The organism is Rahnella sp. PD12R, assembly GCF_019200965.1.
GTDB classification, from domain to species: domain Bacteria; phylum Pseudomonadota; class Gammaproteobacteria; order Enterobacterales; family Enterobacteriaceae; genus Rahnella; species Rahnella laticis.
In genome coordinates this window covers 1-18,247 of sequence record NZ_JAHTMS010000025.1, presented here as the reverse complement: position 1 = coordinate 18,247, position 18,247 = coordinate 1, and the positions used below count along the sequence as shown (strand labels likewise).

Below are 18,247 nucleotides of genomic sequence, written 5' to 3'. Positions count from 1 at the left end.
ACTTTTTCCACAACCAGTCCTCCTTAAAAAAGGGTTACCCAGAAAAGGTTTTCTACCTACTTGGCTTGACTACATTAAGCCACTAACTGATCTTTCCGAAAATTTTATTTATAACCGATTTGAAAATAGCCCTGCAAGAGATCTGTTTCCTGATTCTAACAGGATGAATCATGAGATATATTCATCCATGAGGCAGAAAGGTTGGGATGAAGATAATGGAATAAAAAATAATAAAAAACCACGTATGTTATACATGATGCAACATTATCCGGTATCAGTGGATTATTTTGAACTGAGATCTTAAACGATACTATTAACAGATGTTTTGAAATTGGAAGATTGCTTTTATATGTTATATGACTTATTTCGAAGAGTGATTTTGATATTTCTGGCTTTTTGTCTGCTAGTTGTGCTTTATTTCTATTTTATGATCATTTACACGTTAGATGGAAAAACCTATTCCAGAACGAATTTTTTAGATTATTATTTACTAACGCCGTCTATATTAATGGATACGCCAAATATCTCAGATGAACAAGAGTACTTTACGCAAGCGGATGATAATTATGGCTATTGCCGTGATGAGGTTACATGGAAGCATGTCAGGGATGTTTATCTGGCTAAAGAGGAAATTGAAGTATATATGAAGGAGAATAATATCAAAAAAGATACTAAAAATCACTCAGGAACAACTTATGTTCTGGAAGTCGTGGGAGATGAAATTACTTTAGTTATCTTTGATTATAACTAATTTGTCATGCTCCTCGCTGACGGGAAATTAATTTTTATGCGCTTATGTCCAGTCGTTATAAATCTCACTCCCTCAGTTTTAATTTAGTGACCGGAAATTATAAAGTGTGTAAATTATTTAAATGGCTAATCATCTCAATCATTCTACTTTTCGCTGGATTTATCTACATTTTCATCAAACTCGCAGATACATTTGATGGGAGAGAGTACACGGCCTCAGATTATGTACATTACTATTTTGAGACGCCGAAACTCTTTAAGGATCCACCGGATATCCAAGGACGGGTCACGTATTACAGCCAGGGTGATGATAATTACGGCTTTACTCAAAATGATATTACCTGGAGTGATATTGAAGATGTGCCTGCGGCGCAGAAAATCATAGAGCAATTTTTTATCAGCAAAGGCTATACACAACGGGAAAATGGTCTGGTTTGGCGGTTTTACTGGTCAGATATTGCAGTCACTCCCGAGACATGTGCCTATGAACAATACAGTACTGTCTGGGGATATCATGCGATAAGTATAGAATTAATCACGGCGACAAGAGGTTGCCAAAATTAATGTTATCAATAAATCCATCGAACACATCTTCCGAATTACATAGCCTCTCGCCGCTTTCAAAAATCACGCTGAAAGGAGAGGTGGAAAACCGCGACTCTTTTCGCGCGGTTTGAAACCCGAGTGAAGGGAACCGCGCAGCGGCGGGATTTTGCGGCAATAGCAGAAGTTACTGAAACATAGCCAGCAAGCGGTAGCGCGCAGTTAAAAGCGCGGGTGTCCAGAGGGCGCGCGCGTTAACGCGCCCTTTGGGCCAGTTTGGGCGGCGAGCCCAAGGTCTTGATTTTGGCCTGAAGCCAGTTTGGGTGGCTACCCAGATTGTTGCCCTAACGTTTGATACCTCAAACCCCCTCCGGTATCCACGCTCCCTGTAATTTCACCTGCGGGAATCCCGCTGTCAGAATTCGCAGTTCGGCGTCGCGCGGCGTGTTATCGCCTTGCCCCTGAATGCTGACGATATCCTGCGGGCAGGCGGAGAAGGCGACATAGCAATCCATCTCAGCGCGCAGAATGATGTAATCGCCCGGACGTGTGACAACCGGCAGCGTTTTCAGCGTGCGGCCATCGGGCTGAACCTGAATATTCATGAAGATGTTAAACGACGCCAGATTGCCGTGCGGCAAACGTACGCCCAGCTCCGCCATGCCTTCGAACAGATTGTCGTGGCAGTTGCGGTGCGGTTCGGTGCAGCCGAGCAGTTCATAACGGCGCGCGTCGCAGGCGGCCATAAAGGTATCGTGGACGCCCGGCGACGTGTCGGCCACCAGCGTGAGAATCGGGTGGCGCTGGCTGGTGATAAAGCTGTCGCCGACCTGCGGATTCAGCCGCTGATTCCACACCCGCGTGGCTTCCATGCACATATATTCGCCGACGTCCGCCGCGTTATACGCCCAGCAATCGACAACCTGCGTCCCGTGTAAATTCACCACCTGCACCGCTTCGCCCTTTTTCAGATGCACCGCTTTGCCGTGGCGCGCCGGAATAAGCTGGACGTCGCGATGCTCAAGATCAGCTGACATGTTTTTTCTCCTGGTTAATGTTGCATGCCGCGACGATAGCGCGTCATGCGAAATTCAATATGGCGCGCCAGCCAGTCAATCAGGCTGTTCAGCACCCAGTAACACAGCGCCACCGTGAGATAGATTTCCAGCGGCGCGTAAGTATCAGAAATCGCCTGTTTGGCGGCGTACATAAATTCCTGTACCGAAACAATCGAAAGCAGCGCCGAATCTTTAATCAGACCGATCATCAGCCCGACAAGCGGCGACAACATCTGCGGCAGCGTCTGAGGTAACACTACATCGCGCAACTGTTCGGTGCGGCTCAGCCCCAGAACCCGGCAGGCTTCCCACTGGCCGCGCGGCAACGCCTCAACGGCAGAGCGGATCACCTGAGCGATATACGGCGCGTAATACAACGTCAGCGCCAGTACGCCCACCTGCGGCGAAGTGAACGTGATGTCATATTCCGGCAACACGAAATAGAGCAGGTAAATGACGATCAATAGCGGCAGCGCCAGCGTCAGGCTGGTGTAAATACGCAGGATCCGCTGCCAGAACGGCGGGGCGCGCATTAACGCGGTTGCCATCAGCGTGCCCCACAGCAATGAACAAAATGCCGCGATGGCGCAAAGTTTGAGGGTGGCCGCCATGCCTTCGCCCAGCGACGGCAGTGAGCTGAGAATTGCCTGCCAGTCCATTACGCAACCCTCCGTTTCGCTTCCAGATGGCGCACTGCGCCAATCAGCGGCAGCGCAATCAGCAGATATCCCGCCGACACCAGCAGTAAAACTTGTGTCGCGTCATAGGTTCGCGCAATCACAATTTGTCCGGCGTAGGTCAGCTCGGTGAGTGCCACTACCGACGCCAGCGGGGTGGTTTTGAGCAAAATGGTGAACTCGTTGACCAGCATCGGCAGGCTGGCGCGCAGGATTTGCGGGTTAATCACAAACCACCACGTCAGCCACCGGCTCAGCCCCAGCGTGCGGGCGGCTTCGCGCTGGCCTTTTGTCACGAGACTCTGGTTCACACGTAGGATCTCCGCGACGTACGCGCCGCTGTTCATCCCGATCGCCAGCACGGCGGCGAGCATCGGATGCCCGCCCAGCCCCAGACGCGGCAGGGTAAAAAACACCACAAAAAGCTGCACGATGGCGGGCGTGCCGCGCATCAGGCTGACATACAGCCGCCCGAACGCGCGCCACGGCCATGCACGGCGAAGCTGGAGAAAACAGACAATCTGCCCCAGAACGATACTGAGCAGCGCCGCGAGAACGGTCAGGATCACCGTCATCAGCAGGCCATGCCCTAACTCGGGAAGTGCGGCGATCACCTGTTCACTCAGCCCCAACATGCGTTACTCCCCGCCGAATGCGGACAGATTTTCCGCTACCGAAAGCCGCAGCGGCGCCGGTTTATCATTGCCCTCGATGCCGGTACAGCAGGCCGACGCGATAAACAGCGTGTCCGCCACCACGCGGCAGGTGATGCTGTCGCCCGGCTGCGTGCGGTTGGTTTCCGGCAGAATTTCGCCTTCACGCGTCAGACGGACGTGCATAAACAGATTGATCGGATCCGGCAGTTTCGGCACGTCCATGTTTAGCCGCGTAAGTTCACCCTGAACGGCTTCGATGCAGCCTTCACCTTCATAACCCTGTTGTGCCAGCCATGCGCGGGTCGATCCCGGCAGCAGCAGGTCGTGGCGTTTCACGCTGTCTTTCCCCAGCACCATCACCGGGCGGCGACGGTTATTCACCAGCCGCATCCCTGAACCGAGCAGATAGCTGTTGCTGAATACGCGGGTATGATGCACGGAAAGCCACACGGCAGGATCGCTCAGGCTGAAACCAAACAGCGACGCCACGGCGCCTTCGCCCAGCGCGGTGATGCGCAGCAACTGGCCGCGCAGCACGCGGATGGAACCTGCTTCTCCGGCTTTGATTTCGACAGGCGCGGCGAGCGGACGCACGTCGCTTTCGGCCCAGGCCTCACGCATTAACAGCATGCTGAATCTCCCCGTGGTAATGATTGCTGACCTGAATATCAATCGGCGTGACCTGTAAACCGTTGCCGGGAATGATGTCCTGCGGGCAGGAAGACACGGCGCAAATCAGGTCGCACAGTGCTTCAAACACAATGCAGTCACCCGCTTTACTGTTCGGATCCGTGACTTCCATCCGGCCATCGGCGGTCACCGGCCCGTTCTGGAACAGATTGAACGGCTCCGGCAGGCTGAAATACGTCACACCGTGTGCCTTCATGCCTTCGAGCAGGTTATCCACGCAGTTGCGGTGGCCTTCCACGCCGAAATCGACACTAAACCTTGTGCGGTCGCAGGCCGGAACATTGGCATCGTGAATGCCAATGGTGTCAGCCACAATGCGCAGCATCGGGCGGTTTTCACTCGACCACAGCGCGTCGCCGGGTTTGAAGAACAGCGAGCGCAGATGCTGGCGCGTATGCACCGGCGAAAGCTTCTCGCTGAGATCGTCCGCATTCACCGCCACAAAGTCTGCGGCCTGTTGCCCTCCGGTGTCTGTGACGGTAATAAACTGGCCTTTTTTCACCTCAAAGGTTTTGCCGTGACCGGCAGGCACCGTCAGCGTTGATTGGCACATAACTTACTCCTGAGGGATGAAATCGCTGGCGGGCACGGTAAACGTGGTGCCGAGATACTGTTTTTGCAGCGCCGAAAGCTCGCCATCTTTTTGCATCGCCAGAATGTGATCGCTGATGGCTTTGTTCAGGCTGACATCGTCCTTACGTGTGGCCCACGCCATCCACTGCGACGGCCCGGCCTCGCCGACCTGCACCACTTTATTCGGGTATTTTTTAACAATTGGCGCGAGTACCGAAATATCGTCATAAACGAAGTCGGCGCGTTTGGTCATCAGCGTGCTGACGGTCTGATCGAGCGTATCAACGCTGATAATCGTGATGGGCTTTTTGCCTTCTTTAGCCAGCGTTTCGTTAAAGCCTTTCAGCAACTGTTCCGGCACGCTGGCGCTTTTTACCGCGCCGCTCAGCCCGGAGAGATCGTCAGGCGTCAGCTTTTTGCTGCTGAACTTTTTCGCTTCGTTTTCACGCATCAGCACACCGTTGACGGTTTTGCTGTAAGGCGTGGTGAACAGCACTTTTTTGGCGCGCTCGGCGGTCACATTCAGGGAAGAACCTTCGGCATTGAATGACCCTGAAATCAGGCCAGGCAAAATGCCGCTGAACGCCGTTTTCTGAAACTCCAGTTTCACGCCGAGGTCTTTGGCGAACGACTCCATGATGGCCACGCTGTAACCGGTGATTTCGCCTTTATCGTTGGTGAACTCATAAGGCGGGAAGGTCGGGTCGATGCCGACGGTGATTTTTCCGCTGCTTTTAATGTCTGACAAAGTATCAGCCTGAGCGGCTGTTGCTGCGCCGAGCGTGAGCAAAGTGGCGATCAGCAGTGCTGTTTTTTTCATTATGGTGTTTCCCTGGTGTTGGTGAAATGTCATTCCTACCAGAGCAGATTCCGTGCCAGTTTTCTGATGGATGACACGGTAATCTCAGCAGGAAACCCTTTTTTCTCAGTGAATCAATAAGAAACAAATGTTTCTTTGTTTGATATTTTAATTTCTCGGATTTCATGTCAACCGAAAAAAAAGCGACGTCCGTAAACGCCGCTGCACTGATTTGGTGAGAAACTGCGCAAACTGTGCGCTGTAACAGCGCATTATTCCAGCTCGTCGAGGCTTTGGTGCAGGGTTTCGATAGTGGCGAGATGGTAGCTGCCGGTTTTCCCCATACTGCGGGCGACCAGTGAGCAAAGCAGATTACAGACGCCGGAGAGGGCGACGGTGCTGTCAAAAATCAGGTTTACATCGGTGTGGCAGCGCAGCACCCAGTTGGCATGTTTCGCCGGTTTACCGGCCAGCACATCGGAGATATACAGCATCGGCACATGCATTTCGTGCAGGGCGTTCATGGCCGTTTCCAGTGCAGGCATGCGGCGGCGGAGGCCCACGCAAATCACGATATCCTGCGGGCCGAGCATGGCCAGATGTTCCGCCAGAGAATCCCCGGCACGCGGCAGCAGCTGGACATCGGGATGAATATGAACAAGATCGCGGTAAATCAGCATGGCGATGGTCTGACTGTGGCGCCAGCCCATCACCACAACGCGCCGCGCGCGGGCAATCGTCTCCACGCAGGCTTCCAGTTGTTCCGTTTCCAGCGAACGGAACGTATTCACCAGACTGGAGACTTCTTTTTCCAGATGATTTTGTATCAATGTATCAAGGGGGGAAGCGCTGGGCACAGCCTGAAGATACAGCGGGGAGCCGCTGTTTTGCATTTCACGCGCCTGACGGCGGGCGGCATCATAACTTTCATAGCCAATATGACGGAAAAACCGCGTCGCGGTGGCTTTGGAAACCCCCGCGCTCTGCGCCAGTTCTGTTGCCGTATTCATGGCTAACTGACCCGGCGCTGCCAGCAAGACATCGGCCAGACGCTGTTCGTGCAAAGAGAGCTGATCCCAATGCTGGCGGATACGGCCTTCTAACGATGCCGTTTTTGCGTTCATGGATGATCCCCGGAAATAAAAATCTGATCCTGCACAGAACGTGCCGGGTTGTCATCAGGTAAATGAAAGAGGGGGGATGTCGGTCAGCGCCGAGTTGGCTTTTTAACAGGATCGAGAAAATTTCGGTTTTTCAATTGCAGTGATCGCTCAGCGGCTGGTGCCGAAACCGAGCAAGGGAGGAAAGTGCTTTTCCTCCCTTGCATCCCTCCTCGCTTTTTTCAACACGCGCTATCGCTTGCTGACTAAGTTTCAGCAGCCACAGCTTTTGCCGCGAAAACTTGCCGCTGCGCGGTTCCTTCATTTCGGTCTTCGAGCCCACGGTCTCGAAACACTCACTCAGCAAGCTTTCTGAAAGCGGCCGGAGGCTTTTTAAATTCAAAATCAAAACTACCCTACATCATTCTTCCGAATTACATAGTCAGTGGCCGCTTTCAAAAATCACGCTGAAAGGAGAGGTGGAAAACCGCGTATTTTTTTCGCGCGGTTTGTAATCCGACTGGAAGGCACCGCGCAGCGGCGGGATTTTGCGGCAATAGCAGAAGTTGCTGAAACATAGCCAGCGAGCGATAGCGCGCAGTGAAAGAGCCGGAGATTCTTAAGAGGCGCGGCGATAGGCGCCTCTTAAGGCCAGTTTGGGTGGCAACCCATGGTTTTAGCGGTGTGGGCGGACGCCCACGACCTTGAATTTTATTTTGACTAAAGTCCAGTTCGGGCGGCCCCCCACTGTTTACTTAATTTCAGTCACAAAATTCTCACGACTCCTGCGTACCTTCTTCAGGTTCACCAGCCAGTCGCCTTCGTGTGCGCGATAGCCGATTGGCAGAATGATCACGCTGCGAAGGTTTTTCTCTTTCAGACCGAGGATTTCATCGACGGCTGCCGGGTCAAAACCTTCCATCGGGGTGGCGTCCACTTCTTCGAAAGCAGCGGCGATTAACGCAGCGCCCAGACCGATGTAAGCCTGACGGGCGGCGGCCTGATAGTTAGCTTCGGTACCGCGTTCAGCGACAATCCCCAGCAGCATTTTGCGATAGTTTTCCCAGCCTTCATTGACGAAACCGCGCACGTCGTTGGTCAGGTCGAACATCATGTTTACGCGTTCTTCGGTGATGTCATCCCAGGCGGCGAAGACCAGCAGGTGAGAACTGTCGGTAACCTGTGCCTGATTCCACGCAACGGCGCGGATTTTTTCGCGAACTTCCGGGTTGGTGACGACAAACAGCTCAAACGGTTGCAGGCCGCTGGAGGTAGGCGCAAGACGGACGGCCTCGATGATGCGTTCAAGCTTGTCTGCCGGTACAGTTTTGGTTGGGTCGAATTTTTTAGTGGCGTAGCGCCATGCCAGTCTGTCGTTTAAGGTCGTCATCATTTTTTCCTGAAGGATAAGTTTGGAACCGCAGGCTTAATCGCCCGTGAAGTCATTTCCCCAAATACTTGCCGATATTCGCATTATCCGGTCCTTCGTGTTTTATGGATTTGAGCCCTGCCACGTCCGGATCACGTTTCTGCATGACGTGTTTCAAACATTTCGTGCTGAAAACACCAACTGATCCACAACTCAGATATTTCGCCTCATAAACTCTAAAATTCTTAGAATATTTGCAGCAAAAAACGCTTTGCGCTTGTTTGTGATCAATTTCGGCTGAAATGTGCGGATTTATTGATCAGAAGTGAGCGCGAAAAAACAATGTCAATCAGACAAAATTTTTAAAGCACGCAAAGACTATAAAGAATAAGGTTCTGACTTGATGGGGGTATTTCAGTGAATTATTTCACACGTCACTTGATTGATAATCAATTAATGATGAATCGTAATCAATTCATGGATTTTTATGATATGACTGTAAAAATCCTAACGAGACGCTTGAAATTATCAAAATATCGACAGGGAAAATATCCCGAATTAAGATTGCGATGCATTCAGGGTGTCTAAGAATTTTCCCCTGAAAGGGAGATAAACGGAAAGTATTACCAACGGAATGATTAATGAAACAAACAGTGATAATTCATTCAGGTTATTATGAACGGCTGGCAATTTCGGCTGTTCTGAATCAGCTTGATTTAAAAACACACTCGTTCAGTTCACTGGCTGAATTTTACAATTCAGGAATAGGGACGGGGATCGACAGTATTATTCTCGAGGTTCAGGATGCCTCGGATGATTTCAATGCGGTCATGAAATTTATCCGGAGAATGAATTTCCTTTATATTCCACCTCGGGTCATTGTCGTCACTAAAATTGAGCAAAATGATAAACTGGCGCAACTGTCTGATGAAAGCATTGATATGATTATCTCAGAGCAGGAGGAAATCTCCGTGCTCAGGAAAATGCTTATTACCGGTGCCTCTGATTTGAATTATCAGCGGGCGATTAGCCCTTATTTTCAACAAAAGAAAGCGACATCCGCGCAGTCTTCGCAAAAATTTTTAACGGCCACGGAATGGGAAGTTTTGATGGAAATTAAAACCATGAAGACCAATGCCAATGTTGCGCAGAAATTAGGGCGGAGCTGTAAGACGATTAGTACGCATAAGCGGAATGCGATGAAGAAGCTGGGGCTGAAAAACTCGATTGAGTTGTACAAATACCTGATGCAATAAACCTGATGCAATAAGCCAGGTACAATAACCTGGCTTATATCAAGCCAGGCTGTGGGTCAGAGGGAGTGATTAAGCACCCGGTTGAGGTAACTGAAGAGCTCTTTGGTATTCTTCAGTTTAAGCTTTTTCATGGCGCTGTATTTATAGTAATAAAGATTCGACATGGGAATCGACGTGATTTTCTCAATATTTTTCATTGTCGGGTCTTTTGATAAGCACCGCAGCAAAATCGCTTCGTTTTTCGAGAGGAGATAATCCTCTACAAAAGGGCGTATCGCGTCATACTTCTCGGTCAGCAGGCTGTCAAAGAAGAAGTAGCTCTTCGAGAAGGCATGCGCTTTGCATAAGTGAAAATCGGCCAGGCGACTGTTCACAATCACATTATCGCTCAAAATAACAAACTTGCTGCTGACCAGGCTCATAGACTTCAGATTATAAATAAACTTATCGATATTAAATTCGAAACTCACTTCACCCGGTTCAATTATATAGATGTCGTAGTTCTCATTGCTTCTGTCTAGCGCTTCCTCCGCACTGATTTGATTGAAAGTTATGCTTTTAGGTATATGGGTTAAAGTAAATAAATGCTTTAGCCCGCTATACGTGAATGTGCATGAGTCAATAAGTGCAATGCGCATCATTAATTCATTCCTTTAAATGAATCGCTCTCCGTAAAGACATTGCATATGTCCGATAGTTTGCCTCTGTTATTACCATCCAATATGCCTGTGATCATAATATATATTATGGATCCTACCGTCAATGTAACCCAAGGTTATTAATTTCTTATAATGTAATTAAATATTCTCGGATTATTCTCCTAACCCATTGAAAATCAAAATTAATCATCAAACAAGAGAAGGGTTTATGTTACCCGTTTAGGACTATTTTTCGTTTCTACATATAATACTTAAATAATCTTAGACTACTCCATAAAGCTGACGTGGTTATACATTAATCGATAAATCTATAGAGAGTTTTGACGCATCTCAAATGCATGTATGAATATTATCGTCATAGCGTCGTTGACTGATACTCATTTGCGCGGGGAACTTTCATTTAAAAATGCAAACGAAAGCTGAGAGGGCGATATGACATTGGTTTTGTCATACCAATATAGCGTCATTTCATGCTGCTGTCTTTGTCACCAAACAAGAACCTGAGAATCGCTTCCTGCTGGCTTTATTATTACGGCGATCTCTGAACGATAATTCCGCCAGAGCATGAAATTCTCTTAACTGTTTACCCGATTATTATTGCGCTGTTTCTTCACCTCTAGCTGAAATGATTAAGAGGAAAATTCGGGGATTTTTACTCAGAATAATCTCACCCAGGCAGCGTATTTTTCGTCCCAAAACCGCAAAATAATGCAAATTCACCCGCATTTATTTGTAAGGATTCCGCAAATTTCCCTAGGAAGTGACCGATTTTTGTAATGTTAATGTCGCTGTTGTAATCAAATTGCCATCCCTCAGACCATTTTTGGTTATCAGAATTTTCCCTTATGTTAGAAAAATAACATCCTGATTTTTAAGATTAATCCATACATGGCATGAATATTTTTAATAGGAATATTCGCCTCCCATCAATGTGTTTCAAACGGATTTGGTACTTTAGGACGGCTTTTTCTGTGTCAGGAACATTGCAATAATACCCCTGAAAGTCAGATGGGATGTGGGTTCCGGAAACTGTGCGAAGGCTGCACCAGGATGTTTCCGGCAAGGAAAATGACAGGAGTGTCAGATGAAAAATTCAATCAGAAAAGTCGCAGGAAAGTTAAGCGTTTTAACTGTATGCCTGGCTCTGCCATTTGTAACCCATGCGGATGTTACAAAAGGGGGAACAGAATGGGCCTCAGCACCTTCCCTGAGAGGGATGGAGTCAGTGGACCTGAAAACGGCGATCTTGCAGGCTTTTTCCCGCAGCCCGTCGGTCACACAGCAGGCGTACCAGATGGGGATCGGCCAGGCGCAGATCCGCGAAGCGCAGAGCGCGTGGTACCCGCAGGTGGGACTGAACGCCAATACCGGTAGCTCAACGCAGCAGGATTTCTCAAACAGCCTTAACAATGCGGCTGCGTACGGTATGACCTTGTCGCAGCTGATTTACGATTTCGGCAAAACCAATGCCAGCGTGAATCAGCAGAAATCTTCTGAGGAAAGCTACCGCTACAAATTGCTGGCAACAATGTCCGACGTCGCAGAGCAAACGGCCACGGCGTATCTGGACGTGTTGAAATATCAGGAGCTTACGCAGGCGGTGGAAGAGAATATCCGCGCGCTGGAAGACGTCAGAAGAATGTCCTCTTTACGTTCTGACGCCGGGTTAACCACCCGTTCCGACGTATTGCAGGCGCAGTCGCGTATTTCCGGCATGCGCTCGACGCTGAAACAATATCAGGCGAGTTTATCCGCGGCGAAAGCACAATTAACCGCGCTCACCGGCGTGGACGCGAAATCTTATAAGCCTTTTGCCGCCGATAAATTCAGTGCGCCGGTGATGCCAAACAACATTGATTATTCCAAAATTCCGACGGTGCTTTATGCACAGGCACAAAAAGAATCCGCTTCTTATGAAGTGAGTAAAGCAAAATCTGATTATTTGCCGACGCTGAGTTTGCAGGCAAACCGTACGCGTTATGAAACCAAAAATGATCCGTACTGGAATAATCAGATTCAGTTACACGTCAGTGCGCCGCTTTATCAGGGAGGCGCGGTATCTGCGCGTGTAAGCCAGGCCGAAGGGCGGAAAAATATCGCCGGGACGGTCGTTGATCAGGCCAAGCTCGATATTCTGCAAAAAGCGTCAGTGGCTTATGCCAATTGGGCAGGAGCCGAAGGGCAGGCGCAGGCCAGCGCCGAACAATTGCAGGATTCTGTACGCTCGCGTGATGTGTACAAAAGCGAATATAAGCTTAACCAGCGCACCTTAAATGATTTGCTGAGCGTCGAACAGGATGTATTCCAGGCGAAGTTTTCACAAATCAGTGCGAAATATGACAGCGGATATTCGCTGGTAAATTACGCCACCGCCGTCAATGATTTATTACCGCAGTTGGGTATTAATCAGGGCGCGAAGCAATCTTTACCGGACTTGAAATGATTTGTTATTAAATGTTTGTCAATAAACGTTTTGTTATTTAATAGCCAGTGGCTCGCATAAGCATTGGAATAACACCTATCAGGCATAATAAGGATAAAGGAAAATATCATGAGCAGAGTCATGGATATTATCTCTCGTAAAACATCATTGAAAAATGAGTTTACTGCACAAGGGAATGCAGCTGTCGCAATGAATGAATCCGGCATTGTCGTTATTCATGGCTCGGCAAAAGATGTTGCCAGCTATGAACGTAACGGGAATGACCTGATTATTCACATGAAGGACGGCTCCGTTATTCGTTGCGTAGGATATTTCGAGAATATCGGACAGGACGACGAGAATAAACTGGTCTTTCAGGATGAAAACCAGGGGCTGACGGAAGTCAGTTTCCCGGATGCCGCTGTGGCTCATGATACGCCTGCCTTCGCTCTTCACGCGGTTGAAACGCCGCTGGCGGGTATTGAACCGCTGTTGCTGAGCAGCACTGAAGTCACGGTCGAATGGCCGTATTTGCTCGCGGGCGTGCTCGGCGCGGGTGCTGCTGGCGCTTTGCTGGGGCACGGCGGCGGCACGGATGAAAAAACCAAAGTCATTGATAACACGAAAGATGTTGAAGTGGCGCAGCCGACGTTCCTCGTCACCGATACGCAGGGCGACAAGCAGGGCATTCTTGCCGACCGGGACATCACCGACGACACTCGCCCGACCTTTACCGGTACCGGTTATCCGGGCGCGGACATCTCGATTGTGGACAGCAGCGGCAACATCATTGCTACTGCAGTGGTCGGCGCAAACGGTCAGTGGACCGCCCAACTGGCGGCGCAGTCTGCCGGTACGCACACTTACATTGTGGTGCAGGAAAGCAACGGTTCCACCACCACGGCGGGCACCATCACGCTGAATGTCGTGACGACCCCTTCCGCGCTGACCATTGACACCATCGCCAGTGACAACGTGCTCAATGCCGCAGAAGCCGCGGCAGATGTGACGATTTCCGGCAAAAGTGACAACCTGGCCGCAGGCACCACGGTTACCGTGACCCTGAATGGCACAAGCTGGCAAACCACCGTGGGCGCAGACGGCTCATGGTCAGTCAGTGTTCCGCAGGCCAGTGTCAGCGCACTGGCGGATGGCGTGCATTCCGTGCAGGTCAGCGGTGTGGATTCCGCAGGCAATACCATCACTTCAAACTCTACCCTGAATGTTGATACTCAGCCTCCTTCGCTGACCATCGGCACACTGGCGGGCGATAATATTCTTAATGCGGCCGAAGCGGGCGCAGACGTTGTGCTGAGCGGTACTTCAACGGCGGAAGCGGGCCAGATCGTGACGATCTACCTGAACGGCCAGACGTACACCGCCATTGTCGGCGCAGACGGCAACTGGTCAGTTAACCTGCCTGCGGCACAGGCGGGCGCGCTTCAGGACGGTAATGTTGCCGTCAGCGCGTCGGTCAGCGATGCGGCCGGTAACAGCACGACTGCGACGCAAGATTTGCGCGTCGATACCACGGTTCCGGTGATCACCATCAACACCATTGCCGGGGATAATATCCTCAACAGCGCTGAACAGACTCAGGCGCAAATCGTCAGCGGCACCAGCACCGGCGCAGAAGCGGGCGACACGGTCACGCTGGTCGTCAATGGGCAGACTTACACCACCACCGTCGCGGCCGATGGCTCCTGGAGCGTCGGTTTGCCGTCGTCTGTTTTCAGCGCCGTCGCCGATGGCAGTTACCCGATCAGCGTCAGCATTACCGATAAAGCGGGCAACACCGGCTCGCAGAACACTGCGGTGCTGGTGTCTTCAGAAGTCCCGGAACTGGCGATCAACACCGTTGCGCTTGATGATGTGATCAACGCCATCGGGAAAAGCGAAGCACTGGTCATCACCGGTACCAGCAACAGCGCCGACGGCACGCCGGTCAGCCTGACGCTCAACGGCGTGACTTATTCCGGCACCATTAACGGCGGAAACTGGTCGGTTACCGTGCCTGCTTCCGATGTATCGAAACTCGGCGAAGCCAACTACCAGCTTTCCGCCACCAGCACGGACGCCGAAGGTAACACCGGCAACACGACGCACAACGTCCTCGTGGATTCCGCGCTTCCGGTTGTCACTATTGCGGTGACCGCGGGCGATGACATCATTAATGCAACCGAAATTGAAGCCGCGCAGATTGTCAGCGGTAAAGTCTCGAATGCCGCAGCCGGTGATGTTGTCACTGTCACCGTGGGCGGAAATTCTTACACCACTACGGTTCAGGATGACCTGAGCTGGAGCGTCAGCGTGCCTTCCGCTGACCTGAAAGGCTTCGGCGACGGCGATCTGAATATCACCGCCACCGTGACCAACCAGAATGGCAATACCGGCACCGTGGACCGCGAAATCGTGATCGACGCCGGTCTGCCGGGTCTGCGTATGGATACCGTTGCGGGCGACGACATCGTCAACAGCATCGAGATCCAGCAAAACCAGATCATCAGCGGCACTAGCTCGGATATCGCGGCGGGCAGCAGCGTCACCGTCACGGTTAACGGTATCGATTATCAGGCTACCGTTGGCGTGAACGGCGCATGGTCTGCGGCCGTTCCGGCAGCGGATGTGGCGAACTGGCCAGCAGGTCAGTTAGCGATCACCGTGACCGGCTCTGATGCGTCCGGTAACACCGTCACCATCTCCAACAACGTGACCGTTGATCTGAGCAGTGTGGCGATTTCCGTCGATACCATCGCGGCAGATAACATCATTAATGCAGCAGAAAAAGCCGCAGACCTGACGCTGACCGGCACCACGCAGAACGTGGAAGCGGGGCAGAATGTCACCGTAAACTTTGCCGGTGGCAGTTATTCCGCGACCGTACAGGCCGATGGCAGCTGGAGCGTGACCGTTCCTGCCGCCGATCTCCGCACCCTGAAAGAGGGCGACACCACCGTCAGCGTCAGCGTAACCAACGTGGCGGGCAACAGTGCCAGCGCCGCGCAGGATGCAACGGTCGATACTCTTGCGCCGACGATCACAATGAACACCATCGCCGGTGACAACGTACTCAACAGTGCGGAAGCGGGCGCAGACGTTGTCCTGAGCGGGACGTCAACCGCCGAAGCGGGTCAGATTGTCACGATCACGCTGAACGGCCAGACCTACACCGCGACCGTGGCGGCAGACGGCACCTGGAGCACCTCCGTTCCGGCAGCCGACGCGGCAGCTATGGCTGACGGCACCTATYCCGTGAGCGCAACKGTKACYGAYATYGCSGGYAACGGCGCMAGCGCSARYGGYTCYTTGCTGGTGGAYGTGACTGCGCCAACGCTGACCATCAACACGATTTCCGGCGACGACATTATTAAYGCGCARGAACATCAGCAGAACCTGATGATCTCCGGCAGCAGCACSGGCGTGCCTGCRGGCGGGCTGGTGACRGTCGAAATCAACGGCGTTTCTTACACCGCAGTGGTYGAYGCCAGCGGCAACTGGAGCACCGGCGTTCCGGCTGCTGCTGTCAGTGCGATYACCGACGGCAGCTACACCGTCACCGCCACCGTGAAAGAYKCGGCRGGCAACGACGGCGCGGCGTCTCATGCGGTTACCGTCGATACCGTTTCTCCGGTGCTGACCATCAATACCGTGGCGGCAGACGACGTCATTAACGCCGTGGAAAAAGGCGAAGCGCTGACCGTCAGCGGCACCAGCGACGGCGCGGACGGYACAATTGTTACCCTGAACTTCAACGGCCAGAACTACACCGCRAYCGTATCCAACGGYGCATGGACGCTCGACGTTCCGGCGGCAGACGTCGCGAAACTCGGCGAAGCGGATTACACCCTGACCGCCAGCAGCACCGACGCGGCGGGCAACACCGGCAACACCACGCACGTTGTGCTGGTAGACAGTTCGCTGCCGACCGTGAGCATCAATCCGGTGGCGACCGATAACGTCATCAACGCGACCGAAATCAACGCGGATCAGCTGATCAGCGGCAAGGTCACTAATGCGGCGGCAGGCGATATCGTCACCATCACACTTGGCGGCAAGTCATATAATGCAACGGTTCAGGGCGATCTGAGCTGGAGCGTCAGCGTGCCTTCGGCTGACCTGAAAGGGTTCGGCGACGGCGATCTGACCGTCAGCGCAAGCGTGACCAATCAGCACGGCAACACCGCGTCGAATGACCGTGAAATCAACATCGACGCCGGTCTGCCGGGTCTGCGTATTGATACCGTTGCGGGCGACGACATCGTCAACAGCATCGAAATTCAGCAAAACCAGATCATCAGCGGCACCAGCTCGGATATCGCRSCGGGCAGCAGCGTGACSGTCACCGTTAACGGYATCGATTATCACGCAACGGTCGGCGCGAACGGCGCATGGTCTGCGGCCGTTCCGGCGGCGGATGTGGCGAACTGGCCAGCGGGCGCGCTCAATATCAGCGTGACCGGCTCTGATKCGTCCGGTAATACCGTCACCATTTCCAATAACGTGACTGTCGATTTAAGCAGCGTGGCGATCTCCGTCGATACCATCGCGGCCGACGACATCATTAATGCAGCTGAAAAAGCGGCAGATCTGACGCTGACCGGCACCACGCAGAACGTGGAAGCAGGCCAGACCGTKACCGTGAACTTTGCGGGSCACAACTACACGGCGCAGGTKCAGGCWGACGGCAGCTGGAGCGTSACSGTTCCGGCGGGCGACATGACTTCCCTGAAAGACGGCGACGTCACTGCAACCGCSASMGTSACTAACGTGGCAGGCAACAGCGCGAGCGCGGCGAATACGGCGGAAGTGGATGCGTCTGCGCCARCGCTGACCATCAACGTCATYGCCGGTGACAACGTGCTSAACAGCGCGGAAGCRGGCGCGGACGTTGTGCTGAGCGGCACGTCTACGGCGGAAGCCGGTCAGGTTGTCACGATCACGCTGAACGGCCAGACCTACACCGCGACCGTGGCGGCGGACGGCACCTGGAGCACCTCCGTTCCGGCAGCCGACGCGGCAGCAATGGCTGGCGGCACCTATCCGGTCAGTGCGGTTGTTACCGATATCGCAGGCAACGGCGCAAGCGCGAATGGTTCTTTGCTGGTGGATGTGACTGCGCCAACGCTGACCATCAACACGATTTCCGGCGACGACATTATTAACGCGCAGGAACATCAGCAGAACCTGATGATCTCCGGCAGCAGCACGGGCGTGCCTGCGGGCGGGCTGGTGACGGTTGAGATCAACGGTGTTTCTTACACCGCAGTCGTCGACGCCAGCGGCAAGTGGAGCATCGGCGTTCCGGCTGACGTGGTCAGCGGGCTGGCGGACGGCAGCTACACCGTTGCCGCCACCGTGAAAGACGCGGCGGGCAACGACGGCGCAGCGTCTCACGCGGTTACCGTGGACACCGTTTCTCCGGTACTGACGATTAATACCGTGGCGGCAGACGACGTCATTAACGCCGTGGAAAAAGGCGAAGCGCTGACCGTCAGCGGCACCAGCGACGGCGCGGATGGCACAACGGTTACCCTGAACTTTAACGGCCAGAACTACACCGCAACCGTCACGAACGGCGCATGGACGCTGAACGTTCCTGCTGCCGATGTCGCAAAACTGGGCGAAGCGGATTACACCCTGACCGCCAGCAGCACCGACGCGGCGGGCAACACCGGCAACACCACGCACGTTGTGC

The 18,247-nt window shown here is 52.6% G+C and carries 14 protein-coding genes and 1 pseudogene; 6 read left to right on the top strand and 9 right to left on the bottom strand.

The genetic code is table 11. From position 1 onward, the window contains the following. The 3 genes and pseudogenes from KWG64_RS25210 to KWG64_RS25200 form a co-directional block, all read left to right on the top strand. Positions 1-304 (top strand): annotated as a pseudogene (locus tag KWG64_RS25210) (hypothetical protein); the annotation flags it as partial. 204 nt (positions 305-508) lie between these two features. After that, positions 509-751, top strand: coding sequence for a hypothetical protein (locus tag KWG64_RS25205; RefSeq protein ID WP_218523465.1), 243 nt, complete (start codon positions 509-511; stop codon positions 749-751). Positions 752-855: 104 nt separating this feature from the next. Continuing rightward, positions 856-1,314, top strand: coding sequence for a hypothetical protein (locus tag KWG64_RS25200; RefSeq protein WP_218523464.1), 459 nt, complete (start codon positions 856-858; stop codon positions 1,312-1,314). A gap of 338 nt (positions 1,315-1,652) precedes the next feature. Here the strand turns inward: KWG64_RS25200 and KWG64_RS25195 are convergent, their stop codons facing one another. The 8 genes from KWG64_RS25195 to KWG64_RS25160 all read right to left on the bottom strand — a co-directional run bounded on the left by KWG64_RS25195 (position 1,653) and on the right by KWG64_RS25160 (position 8,236). Then, positions 1,653-2,330, bottom strand: coding sequence for a DUF1989 domain-containing protein (locus tag KWG64_RS25195; RefSeq protein WP_218523463.1), 678 nt, complete (start codon positions 2,328-2,330; stop codon positions 1,653-1,655). 14 nt (positions 2,331-2,344) lie between these two features. Further along, positions 2,345-3,010 carry an amino acid ABC transporter permease gene (locus KWG64_RS25190; protein ID WP_218523462.1) on the bottom strand — a complete coding sequence of 222 codons (666 nt, stop codon included), beginning with the start codon at positions 3,008-3,010 and terminating at the stop codon, positions 2,345-2,347. Beyond that, positions 3,010-3,663, bottom strand: a complete 654-nt coding sequence (locus tag KWG64_RS25185; protein WP_195815345.1) for an amino acid ABC transporter permease — start codon at positions 3,661-3,663, stop codon at positions 3,010-3,012. The genes KWG64_RS25190 and KWG64_RS25185 overlap by 1 nt, the downstream gene beginning before the upstream one ends. Positions 3,664-3,666: 3 nt before the next feature. Next, the gene (locus KWG64_RS25180) at positions 3,667-4,314 is read right to left on the bottom strand and encodes an urea carboxylase-associated family protein (protein ID WP_218523461.1); all 648 of its coding nucleotides are present in this window, start codon (positions 4,312-4,314) and stop codon (positions 3,667-3,669) included. Further along, positions 4,298-4,927 (bottom strand): DUF1989 domain-containing protein, encoded by a 630-nt coding sequence (locus KWG64_RS25175; protein WP_218523460.1) that lies wholly within the window; start codon positions 4,925-4,927, stop codon positions 4,298-4,300. The genes KWG64_RS25180 and KWG64_RS25175 overlap by 17 nt, the downstream gene beginning before the upstream one ends. Positions 4,928-4,930: 3 nt before the next feature. Continuing rightward, positions 4,931-5,767, bottom strand: a complete 837-nt coding sequence (locus KWG64_RS25170) for a transporter substrate-binding domain-containing protein (protein ID WP_218523459.1) — start codon at positions 5,765-5,767, stop codon at positions 4,931-4,933. Positions 5,768-6,018: 251 nt separating this feature from the next. Then, a complete protein-coding gene (locus KWG64_RS25165; RefSeq protein WP_195815349.1) occupies positions 6,019-6,870 on the bottom strand; it encodes a MurR/RpiR family transcriptional regulator in 852 nt (283 codons plus the stop codon). Positions 6,871-7,597: 727 nt separating this feature from the next. Next, positions 7,598-8,236, bottom strand: a complete 639-nt coding sequence (locus KWG64_RS25160) for an NAD(P)H-dependent oxidoreductase (protein ID WP_218523466.1) — start codon at positions 8,234-8,236, stop codon at positions 7,598-7,600. Positions 8,237-8,856: 620 nt separating this feature from the next. On the opposite strand from KWG64_RS25160, the gene KWG64_RS25155 reads away from it, so the two are divergent. Next, positions 8,857-9,471, top strand: coding sequence for a LuxR C-terminal-related transcriptional regulator (locus tag KWG64_RS25155; protein WP_218523458.1), 615 nt, complete (start codon positions 8,857-8,859; stop codon positions 9,469-9,471). Positions 9,472-9,527: 56 nt separating this feature from the next. Here KWG64_RS25155 and KWG64_RS25150 read toward each other — a convergent pair whose 3' ends face one another. Continuing rightward, a complete protein-coding gene (locus KWG64_RS25150; protein WP_218523457.1) occupies positions 9,528-10,112 on the bottom strand; it encodes a hypothetical protein in 585 nt (194 codons plus the stop codon). 1,234 nt (positions 10,113-11,346) lie between these two features. Here KWG64_RS25150 and KWG64_RS25145 point away from each other — a divergent pair. Further along, on the top strand, positions 11,347-12,573 hold the full coding sequence (locus KWG64_RS25145; protein ID WP_229893485.1) for a TolC family outer membrane protein: 1,227 nt from the start codon (positions 11,347-11,349) through the stop codon (positions 12,571-12,573). A gap of 108 nt (positions 12,574-12,681) precedes the next feature. Next, the coding region (locus tag KWG64_RS25140) for an Ig-like domain-containing protein (protein ID WP_218523456.1) at positions 12,682-18,247 on the top strand (5,566 nt) is incomplete at its 3' end.

What these genes read in the sequence shown, in the direction of transcription:
- KWG64_RS25205 (WP_218523465.1), top strand. Translation starts at nt 509, where the DNA reads ATGGATACGCCAAATATCTCAGATGAACAAGAGTACTTTACGCAAGCG.
- KWG64_RS25195 (WP_218523463.1), bottom strand. Translation starts at nt 2,330, where the DNA reads ATGTCAGCTGATCTTGAGCATCGCGACGTCCAGCTTATTCCGGCGCGC.
- KWG64_RS25190 (WP_218523462.1), bottom strand. Translation starts at nt 3,010, where the DNA reads ATGGACTGGCAGGCAATTCTCAGCTCACTGCCGTCGCTGGGCGAAGGC.
- KWG64_RS25185 (WP_195815345.1), bottom strand. Translation starts at nt 3,663, where the DNA reads ATGTTGGGGCTGAGTGAACAGGTGATCGCCGCACTTCCCGAGTTAGGG.
- KWG64_RS25180 (WP_218523461.1), bottom strand. Translation starts at nt 4,314, where the DNA reads ATGCTGTTAATGCGTGAGGCCTGGGCCGAAAGCGACGTGCGTCCGCTC.
- KWG64_RS25175 (WP_218523460.1), bottom strand. Translation starts at nt 4,927, where the DNA reads ATGTGCCAATCAACGCTGACGGTGCCTGCCGGTCACGGCAAAACCTTT.
- KWG64_RS25170 (WP_218523459.1), bottom strand. Translation starts at nt 5,767, where the DNA reads ATGAAAAAAACAGCACTGCTGATCGCCACTTTGCTCACGCTCGGCGCA.
- KWG64_RS25165 (WP_195815349.1), bottom strand. Translation starts at nt 6,870, where the DNA reads ATGAACGCAAAAACGGCATCGTTAGAAGGCCGTATCCGCCAGCATTGG.
- KWG64_RS25160 (WP_218523466.1), bottom strand. Translation starts at nt 8,236, where the DNA reads ATGACGACCTTAAACGACAGACTGGCATGGCGCTACGCCACTAAAAAA.
- KWG64_RS25155 (WP_218523458.1), top strand. Translation starts at nt 8,857, where the DNA reads ATGAAACAAACAGTGATAATTCATTCAGGTTATTATGAACGGCTGGCA.
- KWG64_RS25150 (WP_218523457.1), bottom strand. Translation starts at nt 10,112, where the DNA reads ATGATGCGCATTGCACTTATTGACTCATGCACATTCACGTATAGCGGG.
- KWG64_RS25145 (WP_229893485.1), top strand. Translation starts at nt 11,347, where the DNA reads ATGGAGTCAGTGGACCTGAAAACGGCGATCTTGCAGGCTTTTTCCCGC.